Raw genomic sequence first — 15,167 nt, 5'->3', positions numbered from 1 at the left:
GTCACTATATGAGAATTCGTGTTCGCCTTGGGAAGATTCAGCTTCCGTTCTGGGCAAATACCGAGATTCCCGGGGCGGCCGGGGGGGCTGCGGGCCGTGCGCGCCGGCGCCGGCGCCCGGCCCCCGGAGGCATCCTGAAGGCATGACGGATCACCGGGAACTGCCGGCCGCACTGCGGGCCGCCGTGCGCGGCGAGGTCGACTTCGGCACGACCGCGCGTGCGCTGACCACGATGGATGCCTCGAACTACCGGCGGGTGCCGCTCGGCGTGGTGGCCCCACGCGACGCCGACGACGTGGCGGCGGTGCTGTCGGTGTGCCGGGCGCACGGCGTTCCCGTGGTGCCGCGCGGCGGCGGTACGTCGATCGCGGGGCAGGCGACCGGCACGGGCGTGGTGCTCGACTTCACACGGCACATGAACCGTCTGCTGTCCCTCGACGCGGAGGCCCGCACGGCCGTGGTCCAGCCGGGGCTGGTCCTCGACCGGCTCCAGGAGGCCGCCGCCCCGCACGGCCTGCGTTTCGGACCGGACCCCTCCACCCACAGCCGCTGCACCCTCGGCGGCATGATCGGCAACAACTCCTGCGGCTCCCACTCGGTGGCCTGGGGCACGACCGCCGACAGTGTGCGCGAACTGTCGGTCGTCACCCCGCGCGGGGACCGGCTGCGCCCGGCACGGGCGTGGGCGGGCGCCCCGGCGGGACTGCGCGAACTCGTCGACGGCGAACTGGCCCGCCTGCGCACGGGCTTCCCCGACCTTCCCCGCCGGATCTCCGGTTACGCGCTGGACGCGCTGCTGCCCGAGAACGGCGCCGATGTCGCGCGCTCCTTCTGCGGCTCGGAGGGCACGCTGGGCGTGCTCACGGAAGCGGTGGTGGATCTCGTACGCGCCCCCCGCGCGCGTGCGCTCGCCGTGCTGGCGTACGCGGACGAGAGCGGGGCCGCGGAGGCGGCGGCGGGGTTGTTGGCGTTCGGCCCACTGACCGTGGAGGGCATGGCGGCGGACCTGGTGCCCGCCCCGTCCACCGGGGGTCTCCCGCGCGGGGGCGCCTGGCTGTTCGTGGAGACCGGCGGCGACACCGGGGCGGAGGCACGCGCGCGTGCGGAGACGATCGTCCGCGCGGCCGACGTCGTGGACTCCCTGATCGTCACCGACCCCGCGCGGCAACGCGCCCTGTGGCGGATCCGCGAGGACGCGAGCGGTACGGCGACGAGGATGCCGGACGGCACGGAGGCCTGGCCCGGCTGGGAGGACTGCGCGGTGCCGCCGGCCCGGCTCGGCGCGTACCTCCGCGACTTCCGGGCGCTCCTGGCCGACCACGGCCTGCGCGGCACCCCCTACGGCCATTTCGGGGACGGCTGCATCCACGTCCGCATCGACTTCGACCTGCTGACCGGCCCGGGCGTCGCCCGCTTCCGGCGCTTCTCGGAGGAACTGGCCGACCTGGTCGTCTCCCACGGCGGCTCGCTCTCCGGCGAACACGGCGACGGACAGGCCCGCGCCGAGCTGCTGCCCCGCATGTACGGCCCGGAGACAGTTGCCCTCTTCGAGCGCGTCAAAGCCGTCTGGGACCCCGACGACCTGCTCAACCCGGGCATGCTGGTCCGCCCGGCCCCCCTGGACGCCGACCTGCGCTTCTCCGTCCTCCCTCGCGAACCGGTGGACGTCGCCTTCGGCTACCCCGCCGACGGCGGCGACTTCTCGGCGGCCGTGCGCCGCTGCGTGGGCGTGGCCAAGTGCCGTACGGCCTCCGTGTCGGGGCCCGCGGTGATGTGCCCGTCGTTCCGCGCGACGGGCGAGGAACAGCACTCCACGCGCGGACGCGCCCGCCTGCTGCACGAGATGCTCGCGGGCGAGCTGGTGACCGACGGCTGGCGCTCGACGGAGGTACGGGACGCCCTGGACCTGTGCCTGTCCTGCAAGGGCTGCCGCTCGGACTGCCCGGTCGAGGTCGACATGGCCACGTACAAGGCGGAGTTCCTCCACCACCACTACGCGGGCCGCCGCCGCCCGGCCGCCCACTACGCGATGGGGTGGCTGCCGGTGTGGCTGAACCTGGTCGCGCGGACGAGGACGGCGGGCGTGCTCAACGCCCTGGCCTCCGTGGGCCCGCTCGCTCGGACCGCCAAGCGACTGGGTGGGATCGCGGGGGAGCGGAAGATCCCCCGGGTGGAGGGAGAGACGTTCACGCGGTGGTGGCGGGGCCGGCGCGTGCCCCCGCGCGGCGACGGCAAGCTGGTCGTCCTCTGGCCCGACACGTTCACGGAGCACCTGTCGCCGTCCGTGGGCCGCGCGGCGGCACGCGTCCTCGAGGCGGCGGGCCTGCGCGTGGCCCTGCCCCCGACCCTGCGGCTCTCCCGCCGCCCGGTGGGCGACGCCCGCTCCCGCTCGGCCCTCTCCCTGCTGACGGCCCGCAGGGCCCGCGTCTGCTGCGGCCTGACCTACATCTCCACCGGCCAGCTGGACCGCGCCCGCGCGGTGCTGCGCCGCACGCTCGACCTCCTCGAACCGGTCCTGGCCACGGACGCCCCCCTGGTCGTCCTGGAACCGAGCTGCGCGGCGACCCTGCGCACGGACGCCCCGGAACTCCTCCACGACGACCCCCGCGCGGCGCGGCTGGCCGCACGGGTCCTCACCTTCGCGGAAACCCTGGAGCGGCACGCCCCGGACTGGACCCCGCCGACCCTGAACCGCCCGGTCACCGGCCAGACCCACTGCCACCAGCACGCGGTACTGGGCGAGGCCGCCGACCGCCGACTGCGTGCGGCGGCGGGCCTCACCGGCGAACTGACGGGCGGCTGCTGCGGCCTGGCCGGCAACTTCGGCTTCGAGAACGGCCACTACGACGTCTCGGCCGCCTGCGCGGAGGACCGGCTCCTGCCGTCGGTACGCGACGCACCGGAGGACGCGGTCGTCCTCGCCGACGGCTTCTCCTGCCGCACGCAACTGGAACAACTGGCCGGCGTACGGGGCCGGCACCTGGCGGAGGTGCTGGCGGCCGCTCTGGACGACTAGACGAGCAGCCGCCGCCCCGGTGTTGTGAACGCGCTCAGTTGAGCCGCCGCAACCTCCCTCCCCGGCTCTCCGCGACCCGCAGCGCGTCCGCGAGGGCGTGGGTGAGGCATTCGGCGAGGTGGCGGAGTTCACCGCGCGGTGTGCCGGGCAGCAGTTCCCGGGCGTGGGCGAGCAGCTCCCGCCCCATCCCGAGCTGCACGGCCTCGGTGGCGTCGGCCAGCCGGGAGACGGTCCCGCCGTGCTCGTCGCTGATCAGGTAGCAGGCCTTGCCGCCGGCTCCGGACCACGGCAGCAGACGCGGTTCGCGCGGTTCGCTCATGCCGCCTGCCTCTCCTGGAACCAGGAGACGGTGACGTACGGGCGTACGGCCACGGTCTCGGCTCCGTCGAGAAGGGTGTGGAGCCCGTACGGGCTGCGGTGGGAGGGGAGAGCCGGTCGGGTCGTCGCCGGTGGACGCGAGGTCGGTGCGACCGGCAGCACCGCGCGGGGGCCGGTACGACGGTGTACCCCGCGCGGGTTCAGCAGCAGGTCCACCCATGCGAGGAGGCGGCCGATAAGGTCGGTCATGTCATCAGCTCCATTGGTCAGCTGGTGGCCACACCCCGGGATGGCGGCATCCATCGCCGGGGCTATTTCACAACCCTACTATGGTCTACTGCGGTATGAGCGGTGTACTGCGTATCGCGCAGGGTGCTGCTGTCAACGCATGGTGGTCCGGTGATGGAGTTTGCTGCCGACATCCCGCGCTGGCGCCAAGTGGCCGAGGTGATTCGCCGCCGTATCGAGGACGGCACCTATCCGCCGCGCACGCGTATCCCGTCCGTCGTGGAGATCACGGCGGAATTCGGCATCGCGGCGGTGACCGCCCAGAAGGTGCACAAGGGTCTGCGCGCGGAAGGGCTCATCTACACGGAACCCGGCCTCGGCTCTTTCGTCGCCCAGCGGCCGGAGACTGCGGCGGAGGAGCACACGAAGTAGGGGTGGAACCGCACGGGGAGCAGGTTTTCCACAGGCCTCCGAGGACCTGCCGGGGCGCCGCTAACGTTGCCGCCCAGCCGGCAACTTCCATACGCCCTCCGAGGGTTCGCCATCACGACGGGCCGGAAAACTCACGCCTTCCGACGCCCCCGAGATCCCTCGCAACCAGAGCGCGTTACGGACGATGCAGGCATATCCACTGTAGCCCCGCGCGCCCTTGCGTGGGGGTCGTTCGCTGACGCAGCCGCAGACTCTGTTCGTGGGCCGGACCGTGGCTGTTGAGCCGCCTCCTGCCGCGTCGGGACACGGTTCAGCCCTGTTGCCTGGGCTTTTGCGCTGAGGCGAAAGGGCGTCGACGGCGTCGTGGACGGTGGGTGAGCATGGCGGCGCACGGACGTGACCGATTCGACGTAGGGGGACCTGTGACATTCCGTTCGACCCGATCCCGCCTGGCCGCCGCCGCCGTGACCACCGTGGTCGCCGGCGCCCTGGCGATCAGCGCCTCGCCGGCATCCGCCAGCATCTCCGACGGATACGTCTCGGGAGGCGGCGACTTCACGAACGACTGGGGGGACGAGGGTGAGATCTCGCAGTCGCGTTACGCCAACTCCAACGCCACCTGTCTGTGGCAGCAGATCCTCTGGGCGGAGGGCGCGGAGGAGAGCAACGGCACTCCGTACGACGCCTCGGACATCGATGGCATGTTCGGCCCGAACACCGCCCACGCGACCAAAGACCTGCAGGAACGCTGGCCCCTGAAGTACGTGGACGGGAAGGTCGGCAACGAGACCTGGGGCTACGCCGACAGCAACCTGTACTTCTACGACTACGCCTACGAATACGCCTTCGGGGGCAAGATCCTGCGCTACTCGGGCGACGCGCGCACCTTCTATCTGGTTCGGGCCGCAAACGGCTCCTACGTGTTCTGGGAGGGCTCGACGAACGACAACGGCAATTACCGGTTCGCCTCGTACACGAGTCGGACCTGCGGCTGACGGCCGTAGGCCGGGGCGGCCCGTCTCTCTCAGAGGGCGGGCCTCACCGGCCGGGGGAGCTTCAGGTCAGGGGACCGTCTCTCCCCGCACCAGCGGGTGGCACACCGGCTGGACGCCCTCCGGGAGGTCGTCCGGGCGGCACCAACGGGCCTCGAGGATCTCGAAGGGATCGAGGCGCAGTTCGCCGCCGAGCAGGCGGGCCTCGTAGGCCACCTCCATGCGGGTGCGGAAACCGCTGTTCAGCATGACGAGGCGGCCCGTCTCGACGTCCAGGCCGGTCTCCTCCTTGACCTCGCGCACCACCGTCGCCCGGAAGTCCTCGCCCTTGCGGGCGAAGCCGCTCGGCAGGCCCCACTGGCGGCCCGGCGGCCACATCCGGTGCCGCAGCAGCAGCACCCTCCCCTCGTCGTCGCGCACCACGCCGGTCACGCCGACCACGAACTTGGCGTGCATCAGCCACATGATGCGGCTCTGTAGCGGGCGCAGGAGTCGCCAGAGACGGACGAGAAGACGTCGCACAGGGCCTCGGATGCTGGGAACGGACAGGGGTGCCACCAGTAAAAACCGTACCCGGTGGGGTCCACGTCGTGGACGGAGTTGACCGAGGCGGCACGCGAGCCTCATCGTCAGGCATATAAACGCTTTACGGTGCTGACTTAGTTCAATACGCTGGACCGGACAGTCCAGCAAGTCGCACACTCGGTACAGCCATGTCTCCGCTCCGACGTCCCTGGAAGGCACCGTGACCACCCCCAGCGCCGCCACCCCGTCCACCGCCTCCGGGGCGGGCCACGCTCCCGCGTCCACGCCGGCCGGCGTTCCGCGAGGCCGGGGTTCCCTGGGGCCCGTCGGGCTGGTCCTCGCCGGCGGGGTCTCCGTGCAGTTCGGCGGGGCGCTGGCGGTGACGCTGATGCCGCGGGCGGGCGCGCTCGGGGTCGTGTCGCTGCGGCTGCTGGTGGCCGCGCTCGTGCTGATCGTGCTGTGCCGGCCCCGGTTGCGCGGGCACTCGCGCGCCGACTGGGGCACGGTGATCGTCTTCGGCGTCGCCATGGCCGCGATGAACGGCCTCTTCTACCAGTCCGTCGCCCGCATTCCACTCGGCCCCGCGGTCACGCTCGAGGTTCTCGGCCCGCTCGCCCTGTCCGTCCTGGCCTCACGGCGGGCGGTCAACATCGTGTGGGCCGCGCTGGCCCTCACCGGCGTGTTCCTCCTGGGCGGAGGAGGCTTCAGCGGCCTCGACCCGCTGGGCGTCGCCTTCGCACTGGGCGCCGGCGCCATGTGGGCGGCGTACATCATCTTCAGCGCGCGTACGGGGCGACGCTTCCCCCAGGCGGACGGGCTCGCCCTCGCGATGGGTGTGGCGGCGATTCTCTTCCTGCCGCTGGGCATCGCCGAGTCCGGTACGAAGCTCCTGGACCCGACCGTCCTCGCCCTGGGCGCCGCGGTCGCGGTGCTGTCCTCGGTGCTCCCGTACACCCTCGAACTCCTCGCCCTGCGCCGCCTGCCCGCCTCCACGTTCGCGATCCTGATGAGCCTGGAACCGGCCCTCGCGGCCACCGCGGGCTTCCTGATCCTCGACCAGGCCCTCTCCACCGCGGAGGCCGCCGCCATCGCCCTGGTCATCGCGGCGAGCATGGGCGCGGTGCGGACGCAGGTGGGGCGAGGGAAGGCCAAGGGGGCGAAGGCTCTCTCCTGACGATCGCCGGGCGTGGCGCGTCAGGACCAGAGTCGCTCACGTCTCTCGAAGGGAAACAGCGCCATGAGCGTGCAGCACGGTGAGAACGTCGGCGATCGTCCGCTCATCCCTCGCCCGGAGCGAACACCGGTGCCCTGCGGTCTGCCTGTACGGTCGTGGCCCCTGGCCTCCTGGCGGCGTACGACAGGGCGAAGGACCAGGCGCTCGCGGAGGCCGTGGAGCACGGCTCACCGGGACCGGTGCACGCCTACCTGAGCCGCTGGGCCGCTCTGATCGAGATCGAACGTCACCCGGCCACCGCCAGGGAGTACCACCGCGCGGAGTACCTCGCCCGAATCGCCACCACGGCGGACGAGGCCCGCCGGCACCTCGGGACGGCGAGTTCCCTCTACCGCGCGGCCGCCAAGGCGTGCACAGGGAGGGCCTGACCGCACGGAGTCGCCTAGAGCCGCACCGAAAGGTTGCCCACAGTGGCCGTTATGGTCAGCTCGCCACCGATGGCGTGGAGGTATGCCGCCATGGTTGAGGTGTCCAAGCGGGCGGTGCCGCGCTCGATCTGACTGACCCGCCCCTGAGTGACGCCCATCGCCGCGGCGACCTGGACCTGGGTGAAGCCTTGCGCCTTGCGCAGCGCGGCCAGTTCGTGCCCGCGCTCCGCGTCGACCATCTCCGCCTTGATGGCGTCGATGCGCTCGCGCTTCTCGGGGGTGATGTCGGCCGTCAGGTCGTCCATGGAACCAAGCTTCATGTTCCCCGTCCTTCCTTCTTCTCCTGCTCCAGCGCCTCAAGGTAGGCCGTGAACCTGTCGTCCGCCTCTTTGATTGCCCGGGGGTACCAGGCCGCCCATTGGCGCCCGGCGGCCTTGTTCCCCGCCACCAGGAAGATCGCCCGCCGCTCGGGATCGAAGACGAACAGCAGCCTGATACTCACCGTTCCGCCGCTGCGTGGGCGTAACTCCCGCATGTTCCGGTAGCGACTTTTCTCGATCGCACCGACTGTTGGCCGGCGCAGCGCGGGCCCCACCTCTTGAAGGCGTTCCAAGGCGGCTATCACGTGCAGATGGCTGTCAGGGTCCTCCTTGGCGAGCGTTTTGATCCAGTCCAGCACATCTTCGAAGAAGCGCAGCTCATAGGGTTCGGCCACAACGAAAAAATTAGCACAGACTAATATTCGCAGGCAAGTGGTCACTTTGCGTCCGGCTTCAGGTTGGCGCCCTGAATCCAGCAAGCACGCTTGCTTGTTTTCGGTACCGCTGCCATGCTCCACGCAACCGCGCCGCACACCGCCGTGTACGTGTCCCGAGGGGAGCGCCTCGTGTCCGATCCGACGCCCGTGATCGACGATCTGCGTGAGGAGAGCGAGGAGCTCGACCGGCTCGTGGCCGGGCTCGGGGACGAGGGGTGGGGGCGGGACACGCCCGCCGCCGGATGGACCGTCGCCCATCAGATCGCCCACCTCGCCTGGACCGACCACTCCGCGCTGCTCGCCGTCACCGACGCGGACGCGTTCCAGGCGCTGGTCGAGCGGGCCCTCACCGCACCCCACACCTTCGTCGACGACGGTGCCGAGGAGTACGCCCGGTCCGCGCCCGCCGAGCTGCTCGCGCGGTGGCGTGAGGGGCGTGCGGCGCTGGAGAAGGCGCTGCGGGAGGCCCCGGCCGGGGCGCGGTTCCCCTGGTACGGGCCGCCCATGTCCGCCGCCTCCATGGCCACCGCCCGTCTCATGGAGACCTGGGCCCACGGACAGGACGTGGCGGACACGATCGGTGTGATGCGGCCACCCAGCGACCGGCTCCGGCATGTGGCCTGGCTCGGGGTGCGCACCCGGGACTTCGCCTACGGCGTGCACGGGCTCACCCCGCCCGCCGAGCCGTTCCGGGTCGAGCTCGCCGCGCCCGGGGGCGGGACCTGGGCGTACGGGCCCGAGGACGCGGCCCAGCGGGTCACCGGGCCCGCGCTCGACTTCTGCCTGCTCGTCACCCAGCGCGCCCACCGCGCGGACCTCGCCCTCACCGCCGACGGCCCCGACGCCGACCGCTGGCTGGACATCGCCCAGGCCTTCGCCGGGCCGGCCGGCGGCGGACGGGAGCCGAAGGAGAGCACCCGGTGACCCTGCGCATCGGCAACTTCTCCGGCTTCTACGGCGACCGCCTCGACGCCCTCCGCGAGATGCTCACCGGCGGCGAGCTCGACGTCCTCACCGGCGACTACCTCGCCGAACTGACCATGCTCATCCTCGCCCGCGACCGGCTCAAGGACCCCTCCGCCGGGTACGCCCGCACCTTCCTGCGCCAACTGGAGGAGTGCCTCGGGCTCGCCCACGAGAAGGGCGTCAGGATCGTCACCAACGCGGGCGGGCTCAACCCGGGCGGCCTCGCCGGCGCCGTACGGGCCCTCGCGGGCCGGCTCGGCATCCCCGTGCGGGTCGCCCATGTCGAGGGCGACGACCTCACCGCGCGGTACCCCGGGAGCCTCGCGGCCCACGCCTACCTCGGCGGCTTCGGCATCGCGGAATGCCTCCGCGCGGGCGCCGACGTGGTCGTCACCGGGCGCGTCACCGACGCCGCCCTCGTCACCGGGCCGGCCGCCGCCCACTTCGGCTGGGCGGCGACGGACCACGACCGGCTCGCGGGAGCCGTCGTCGCCGGGCATGTGCTGGAGTGCGGGACCCAGGCCACCGGCGGGAACTACGCCTTCTTCACCGAACACCCGCCCGGCGCACTCCGCCGGCCCGGCTTCCCCCTCGCCGAGATCCACGCCGACGGCACCAGTGTCATCACCAAGCACCCCGGCACCGGCGGCTTCGTCGACGTCGGCACCGTCACCGCCCAGCTGCTCTACGAGACCGGCGGCGCCCGGTACGCCGGACCGGACGTCACCGCCCGGCTGGACACCGTACGGCTGCGGCAGGACGGGCCCGACCGGGTGCGCGTCGAAGGGGTACGGGGCGAGGCCCCGCCGCCCACGCTGAAGGTCGGGCTCAACCGGCTCGGGGGCTTCCGCAACGAGGTCGTGTTCGTGCTCACCGGGCTCGACATCGAGGCCAAGGCCGCCCTCGTCGAAGAGCAGATGGGCGACGCGCTCGCCAAGTCACCGCCCGCCGAGGTGCGCTGGGAGCTCGCCCGCACCGACCGGCCCGACGCCGACACCGAGGAGACCGCCAGCGCCCTGCTGCGGCTCGTCGTACGGGATCCCTCCCAGGAAGCCGTCGGACGAGTGCTGAGCGGGGCCGCCATCGAGCTGGCGCTGGCCGGCTACCCCGGATTCCACGTCATGGCGCCACCGGGAAAGGGCTCCCCCTATGGGGTCTTCGAGGATGTGTACGTCCCCCATGGCGACGTCGACCATGTGGCCGTCCTCCACGACGGACGCCGTGTCCCCGTGGCCCCGGCCCACGACACCGCCGTACTCGAGGACGTACCGGAGCCCGCCCTCCCCGAGCCGCTGCCCGCCTGCCCCACCACCAGAGCGCCCCTCGGGCTCCTCGCCGGCGCCCGCAGCGGCGACAAGGGCGGGAACGCCAACGTCGGTGTCTGGGTGCGCCAGGACGACGCCTGGCGGTGGCTCGCGCACGAACTCACCGTCGAGCGGTTCCGGGAGCTGATTCCCGAGGCCGCCGCCCTGCCCGTCACCCGGCACGTACTGCCCCGCCTGCGCGCCCTGAACTTCGTCGTCGAGGGCATCCTCGGCGAGGGCGTCGCCGCGCAGGCCCGTTTCGATCCGCAGGCCAAGGCGCTCGGCGAATGGCTGCGCTCCCGGCACCTCGACATCCCGGAGGCCCTCCTGTGACGGTCCTCGAATCCGCCCTGAACACCGCGGACCCGGAGTACCGCGCGAACCGCGACGCCATGCTCGCCAAGCTCGCCGAACTCGACGCCGAGCACGCCAAGGCCCTCGCGGGCGGCGGCGAGAAGTACGTCGAACGGCACCGCAAGCGCGGCAAGCTCCTCGCCCGCGAACGCATCGAACTGCTCCTCGACCCCGACACGCCCTTCCTGGAACTGTCCCCGCTGGCGGGCTGGGGCAGCGAGTACACCGTCGGCGCCTCCCTCGTCACCGGCATCGGCGTCGTCGAGGGCGTGGAGTGCCTCATCACCGCCAACGACCCGACCGTGCGCGGCGGCGCCAGCAACCCGTGGAGCCTGAAGAAGGCCCTGCGCGCCAACGACATCGCGCTCGCCAACCGGCTGCCCTGCATCAGCCTCGTCGAGTCCGGCGGCGCCGACCTGCCCTCCCAAAAGGAGATCTTCATCCCCGGCGGCGCCATCTTCCGGGACCTCACCCGGCTGTCGGCGGCCGGCATCCCCACCGTCGCCGTCGTCTTCGGCAACTCCACCGCGGGCGGCGCGTACATCCCCGGCATGTCCGACCACGTGATCATGGTCAAGGAGCGGGCGAAGGTGTTCCTCGGCGGCCCGCCCCTGGTGAAGATGGCGACGGGGGAGGAGAGCGACGACGAGTCCCTGGGCGGCGCCGAGATGCACGCGCGCGTGTCGGGCCTCGCCGACTACTTCGCCGTCGACGAGCCCGACGCGCTCCGCCAGGCCCGCCGCGTCGTCGCCCGCCTCAACCACCGCAAGGCCTACGACGATCCGGGACCGGCCGCCCCGCCCAAGTACGACGAGGACGAACTCCTCGGCATCGTCCCCGGCGACCTCAAGATCCCCTTCGACCCGCGCGAGGTCGTCGCGCGGATCGTCGACTCCTCCGACTTCGACGAGTTCAAACCCCTTTACGGCACCAGCCTCACCACCGGCTGGGCCGCCCTCCACGGCCACCCCGTCGGCATCCTCGCCAACGCCCAGGGCGTCCTCTTCAGCGAGGAGTCCCAGAAGGCCGCCCAGTTCATCCAGCTCGCCAACCAGCGCGACATCCCCCTGCTCTTCCTGCACAACACCACCGGCTACATGGTCGGCAAGGAGTACGAGCAGGGCGGCATCATCAAGCACGGCGCCATGATGATCAACGCGGTCAGCAACTCCCGCGTCCCCCACCTGTCCGTCCTCATGGGCGCCTCCTACGGCGCCGGCCACTACGGCATGTGCGGCCGCGCCTACGACCCCCGCTTCCTCTTCGCCTGGCCCAGCGCCAAGTCCGCCGTCATGGGCCCGCAGCAGCTCGCCGGCGTGCTGTCCATCGTCGCCCGCCAGTCCGCCGCCGCGAAGGGACGGCCGTACGACGACGAGGCGGACGCGGCCCTGCGCGCCATGGTGGAGCAGCAGATCGAGTCCGAGTCGCTGCCGATGTTCCTCTCCGGACGCCTCTACGACGACGGCGTCATCGACCCGCGCGACACCCGAACCGTCCTCGGCCTGTGCCTGTCCGCGATCCACACCGCCCCCTACGAGGGCGCGCGCGGCGGCTTCGGCGTCTTCCGGATGTGAGGCCCATGATCACGACCCTCCTGGTGGCGAACCGCGGCGAGATCGCCTGCCGTGTCATGCGCACCTGCCGCGCGATGGGCATCCGGACCGTCGCCGTGCACTCGGACCCCGACGCCGGCGCCCTCCACACCCGCGAGGCCGACGCCGCCGTACGCCTGCCGGGGGCGACGCCCGCCGACACCTACCTGCGCGGCGACCTCATCGTGAAGGCCGCCCTCAGCGCCGGAGCCGACGCCGTGCACCCCGGCTACGGCTTCCTCTCCGAGAACCCCGACTTCGCGCGGGCCGTGCAGGACGCCGGCCTGATCTGGATCGGCCCGCCCCCCGAGGCGATCGAGGCGATGGCGTCCAAGACGCGCGCCAAACAGCTCATGGGCATCGAACCCCTGCGCGACGTCACGGAGGCCGACCTGCCCGTCCTGGTGAAGGCGACGGCGGGCGGCGGCGGACGCGGCATGCGCGTCGTACGGCGCCTCGCCGACCTGGACGGCGAACTGGCCGCCGCCCGCGCGGAGGCCGCGAGCGCCTTCGGCGACGGCGAGGTGTTCGTCGAACCGTACGTGGAAGGCGCCCGCCACGTGGAGGTGCAGGTGCTCGCCGACACCCACGACACGCAGTGGGTGCTCGGCACCCGCGACTGCACCCTCCAGCGCCGCCACCAGAAGGTGATCGAGGAGGCCCCGGCGCCCCACCTCGCCCCGGGGGTCACCGAACACCTGTACCACCTCGCCCTACGTGCCGCCCGCGCCGTCGGCTACGTCGGCGCGGGAACCGTCGAGTTCCTCGTCGCCGACGACCGGGTCCACTTCCTGGAGATGAACACCCGCCTTCAGGTGGAACACCCCGTGACGGAGGCGGTGTGCGGCGTCGACCTCGTCGCCGAGCAGATCCGCATCGCCGAGGGCCACGCGCTGGGCGACGGGCCGCCCGCCATCCGCGGACACGCCGTCGAGGCCCGCCTCTACGCCGAGGACCCCGCCCAGGACTGGGCACCGCAGACCGGCAGGCTGCACCGCCTCTCCGTCCCCGACTCCGTACGCCTGGACACCGGCTACACCGACGGCGACGACATCGGCGTCCACTACGACCCCCTGCTCGCCAAGGTCGTCGCCCACGCACCCACCCGCGCGGAGGCGATCCGCAAGCTCGCCTCCGCCCTCGACCGCGCGGTGATCCACGGCCCCCGCACCAACCGGGACCTCCTCGTCCGCTCCCTGCGCCACGAGGAATTCACCGAAGGGCGCATGGACACCGGGTTCTACGACCGGCACCTGCCCGCACTGACCGCCCCCGCCCCCGACCCGCACGCCCCGCTCGCCGCCGCCCTCGCCGACGCCCACGGCCGCTCCCGCTTCGGCGGCTGGCGCAACCTGGCCTCGCAGCCCCAGATCAAGCGGTACCTCATGGACGGCGAGGAGCACGAGGTCCGCTACCGGCACACCCGCGAGGGCCTGGCCGCCGACGGCGTCCAGGTCGTGCACGCCGACGCGGACCTGGTGATCCTCGACGTGGACGGCGTACGACGCCGCTACGAGGTCAGCCGGTACGACGACCGCGTGTACGCGGGCACCACCGCCCTCACCGCCCTGCCCCGCTTCCCCGACCCCACCGCCCAGCACGCCCCCGGCTCCCTCCTCGCCCCCATGCCGGGCACGGTCGTCCGCGTCGCCGAGGGCCTCGAAGAGGGCAGCCACGTGGAAGCTGGACAGCCCCTCCTCTGGCTGGAGGCAATGAAGATGCAACACAAGATCACAGCCCCGGTCACGGGAACACTGACCACCCTCAGCGCCACACCGGGACAGCAAGTGGACCCCGGGACCCTTCTGGCAATCGTGGAAGCAACTCCCTGAGGGGCGCGGGGAACTGCGCGAGGCACCCCGACGAACCCGCACCCTCCCGTCGACCTGAAGTCCCGCCCCCTTAGGAGCCCTCATGCCGTTGATCGAATCAGAAGAGCACAAGGCCCTCCGCGCAGCGGTCGCCGCGTTCGCGAACAACCACCCCCGCGCCACCCACACCACCGACGCCCGCGCCTTCTGGCAGGAAGCAGCCAAGCTCGGCTACATCGGCGTCAACCTGCCGGAGGCATACGGCGGCGGTGGCGGCGGCATCACCGAACTCTCCCTCGTCCTCGAAGAGATGGGCGCCGCCGGCAACCCCCTGCTGATGATGATCGTCTCCCCGGCGATCTGCGGCACCGTCATCTCCCGCTTCGGCACCGAGGCCCAGAAACGCCAGTGGCTGCCCGCCCTCGCCGACGGCAGCCGCCTGATGGCCTTCGGCATCACCGAACCCGACGCCGGCTCCAACTCCCACCGCATCACCACCACCGCCCGGCGCGACCCCGACAGCGGCGACTGGATCCTCACCGGCCGCAAGGTGTTCGTCTCCGGAGTCGACATCGCCGACGCCACCCTCATCGTGGGCCGCACCGCGGACGCCCGCACCGGCAAGCTCAAGCCCTGCCTGTTCATCGTCCCGCGCGACGCCGAGGGCTTCCAGCGCCGCCCCATCGACATGGAACTCAACGCCGTAGAGAAGCAGTTCGAGCTCGTCCTCGACGACGTACGGCTGCCCGCCGACGCCCTCGTCGGCGACGAGGACGCCGGCCTGCTCCAGCTCTTCGCCGGCCTCAACCCCGAACGCATCATGACCGCCGCGTTCGCGATCGGCATGGGCCGCCACGCACTGACCCGCGCCCTCGCCTACGCGCGTGAACGCACCGTCTGGAACGCTCCCATCGGCGCCCACCAGGCGATCGCCCACCCCCTCGCCCAGGCGCACATCGACCTCGAACTCGCCCGCCTGATGATGCAGAAGGCCGCCCACCTCTACGACACCGGCGACGACATCGGCGCGGGCGAGGCCGCCAACATGGCCAAGTACGCGGCCGCCGAAGCCTGCGTCAAGGCCGTCGACCAGGCCGTGCACACCCTCGGCGGCAACGGCCTCACCCGCGAGTACGGGCTCGGCGCGCTGATAACCGCCGCGCGCGTGTCTCGTATTGCTCCGGTGAGCCGGGAGATGATTCTCAACTACGTCTCCCACCAGACCCTGGGCCTGCCCAAGTCGTACTAGGCACCGGCCCCCGGCCGTCTT

At 72.0% G+C, this 15,167-nt stretch carries 15 protein-coding genes; 10 read left to right on the top strand and 5 right to left on the bottom strand.

The window, feature by feature from the left end; translation table 11 throughout:
- Positions 1-142: 142 nt before the first annotated feature.
- The gene (locus tag ACZ44S_RS09220; RefSeq protein ID WP_466926241.1) at positions 143-3,016 is read left to right on the top strand and encodes an FAD-binding and (Fe-S)-binding domain-containing protein; all 2,874 of its coding nucleotides are present in this window, start codon (positions 143-145) and stop codon (positions 3,014-3,016) included.
- A gap of 34 nt (positions 3,017-3,050) precedes the next feature.
- On the opposite strand, the gene ACZ44S_RS09215 is transcribed toward ACZ44S_RS09220, so the two are convergent.
- Together ACZ44S_RS09215 and ACZ44S_RS09210 are read right to left on the bottom strand one after the other, a co-directional pair.
- Entirely contained in the window at positions 3,051-3,335 is a 285-nt protein-coding gene (locus ACZ44S_RS09215) for a hypothetical protein (protein ID WP_466926239.1), read from the bottom strand.
- On the bottom strand, positions 3,332-3,583 hold the full coding sequence (locus tag ACZ44S_RS09210; RefSeq protein WP_466926237.1) for a hypothetical protein: 252 nt from the start codon (positions 3,581-3,583) through the stop codon (positions 3,332-3,334). Before ACZ44S_RS09210 ends, ACZ44S_RS09215 begins: the two co-directional genes overlap by 4 nt.
- Positions 3,584-3,736: 153 nt before the next feature.
- Between ACZ44S_RS09210 and ACZ44S_RS09205 the strand changes: the two genes are divergently transcribed.
- Together ACZ44S_RS09205 and ACZ44S_RS09200 are read left to right on the top strand one after the other, a co-directional pair.
- Positions 3,737-3,994: a GntR family transcriptional regulator gene (locus ACZ44S_RS09205; RefSeq protein WP_466926686.1), complete on the top strand. Its 258-nt coding sequence runs from the start codon at positions 3,737-3,739 to the stop codon at positions 3,992-3,994.
- Positions 3,995-4,416: 422 nt separating this feature from the next.
- On the top strand, positions 4,417-4,989 hold the full coding sequence (locus ACZ44S_RS09200; protein ID WP_466926235.1) for a peptidoglycan-binding domain-containing protein: 573 nt from the start codon (positions 4,417-4,419) through the stop codon (positions 4,987-4,989).
- Between the two features lie 66 nt (positions 4,990-5,055).
- Here ACZ44S_RS09200 and ACZ44S_RS09195 read toward each other — a convergent pair whose 3' ends face one another.
- Positions 5,056-5,508, bottom strand: a complete 453-nt coding sequence (locus tag ACZ44S_RS09195) for an NUDIX hydrolase (RefSeq protein ID WP_466926233.1) — start codon at positions 5,506-5,508, stop codon at positions 5,056-5,058.
- A 223-nt stretch (positions 5,509-5,731) separates the two neighbouring features.
- On the opposite strand from ACZ44S_RS09195, the gene ACZ44S_RS09190 reads away from it, so the two are divergent.
- Positions 5,732-6,685: an EamA family transporter gene (locus ACZ44S_RS09190; protein WP_466926231.1), complete on the top strand. Its 954-nt coding sequence runs from the start codon at positions 5,732-5,734 to the stop codon at positions 6,683-6,685.
- A gap of 155 nt (positions 6,686-6,840) precedes the next feature.
- Positions 6,841-7,113, top strand: a complete 273-nt coding sequence (locus ACZ44S_RS09185; protein WP_466926229.1) for a hypothetical protein — start codon at positions 6,841-6,843, stop codon at positions 7,111-7,113.
- Between the two features lie 14 nt (positions 7,114-7,127).
- Here ACZ44S_RS09185 and ACZ44S_RS09180 read toward each other — a convergent pair whose 3' ends face one another.
- A complete protein-coding gene (locus ACZ44S_RS09180) occupies positions 7,128-7,433 on the bottom strand; it encodes a helix-turn-helix domain-containing protein (protein WP_466926227.1) in 306 nt (101 codons plus the stop codon).
- The gene (locus ACZ44S_RS09175) at positions 7,430-7,828 is read right to left on the bottom strand and encodes a type II toxin-antitoxin system RelE/ParE family toxin (RefSeq protein ID WP_365422743.1); all 399 of its coding nucleotides are present in this window, start codon (positions 7,826-7,828) and stop codon (positions 7,430-7,432) included. Before ACZ44S_RS09175 ends, ACZ44S_RS09180 begins: the two co-directional genes overlap by 4 nt.
- A gap of 171 nt (positions 7,829-7,999) precedes the next feature.
- Between ACZ44S_RS09175 and ACZ44S_RS09170 the strand changes: the two genes are divergently transcribed.
- The 5 genes from ACZ44S_RS09170 to ACZ44S_RS09150 all read left to right on the top strand — a co-directional run bounded on the left by ACZ44S_RS09170 (position 8,000) and on the right by ACZ44S_RS09150 (position 15,146).
- Positions 8,000-8,794 (top strand): TIGR03084 family metal-binding protein, encoded by a 795-nt coding sequence (locus ACZ44S_RS09170; RefSeq protein ID WP_466926224.1) that lies wholly within the window; start codon positions 8,000-8,002, stop codon positions 8,792-8,794.
- Positions 8,791-10,473, top strand: coding sequence for an acyclic terpene utilization AtuA family protein (locus tag ACZ44S_RS09165; RefSeq protein ID WP_466926221.1), 1,683 nt, complete (start codon positions 8,791-8,793; stop codon positions 10,471-10,473). The genes ACZ44S_RS09170 and ACZ44S_RS09165 overlap by 4 nt, the downstream gene beginning before the upstream one ends.
- Positions 10,470-12,068, top strand: a complete 1,599-nt coding sequence (locus ACZ44S_RS09160; RefSeq protein WP_466926218.1) for an acyl-CoA carboxylase subunit beta — start codon at positions 10,470-10,472, stop codon at positions 12,066-12,068. Before ACZ44S_RS09165 ends, ACZ44S_RS09160 begins: the two co-directional genes overlap by 4 nt.
- A 5-nt stretch (positions 12,069-12,073) precedes the next feature.
- On the top strand, positions 12,074-13,918 hold the full coding sequence (locus ACZ44S_RS09155; protein ID WP_466926215.1) for an acetyl/propionyl/methylcrotonyl-CoA carboxylase subunit alpha: 1,845 nt from the start codon (positions 12,074-12,076) through the stop codon (positions 13,916-13,918).
- 82 nt (positions 13,919-14,000) lie between these two features.
- Positions 14,001-15,146, top strand: coding sequence for an acyl-CoA dehydrogenase family protein (locus tag ACZ44S_RS09150; RefSeq protein ID WP_466926212.1), 1,146 nt, complete (start codon positions 14,001-14,003; stop codon positions 15,144-15,146).
- Positions 15,147-15,167: the final 21 nt, after the last annotated feature.

This window comes from Streptomyces malachitofuscus (assembly GCF_055571035.1).
The sequence above is the reverse complement of the archived record's forward strand: the minus strand, read 5'-3'. Positions and strand labels throughout refer to the sequence as shown.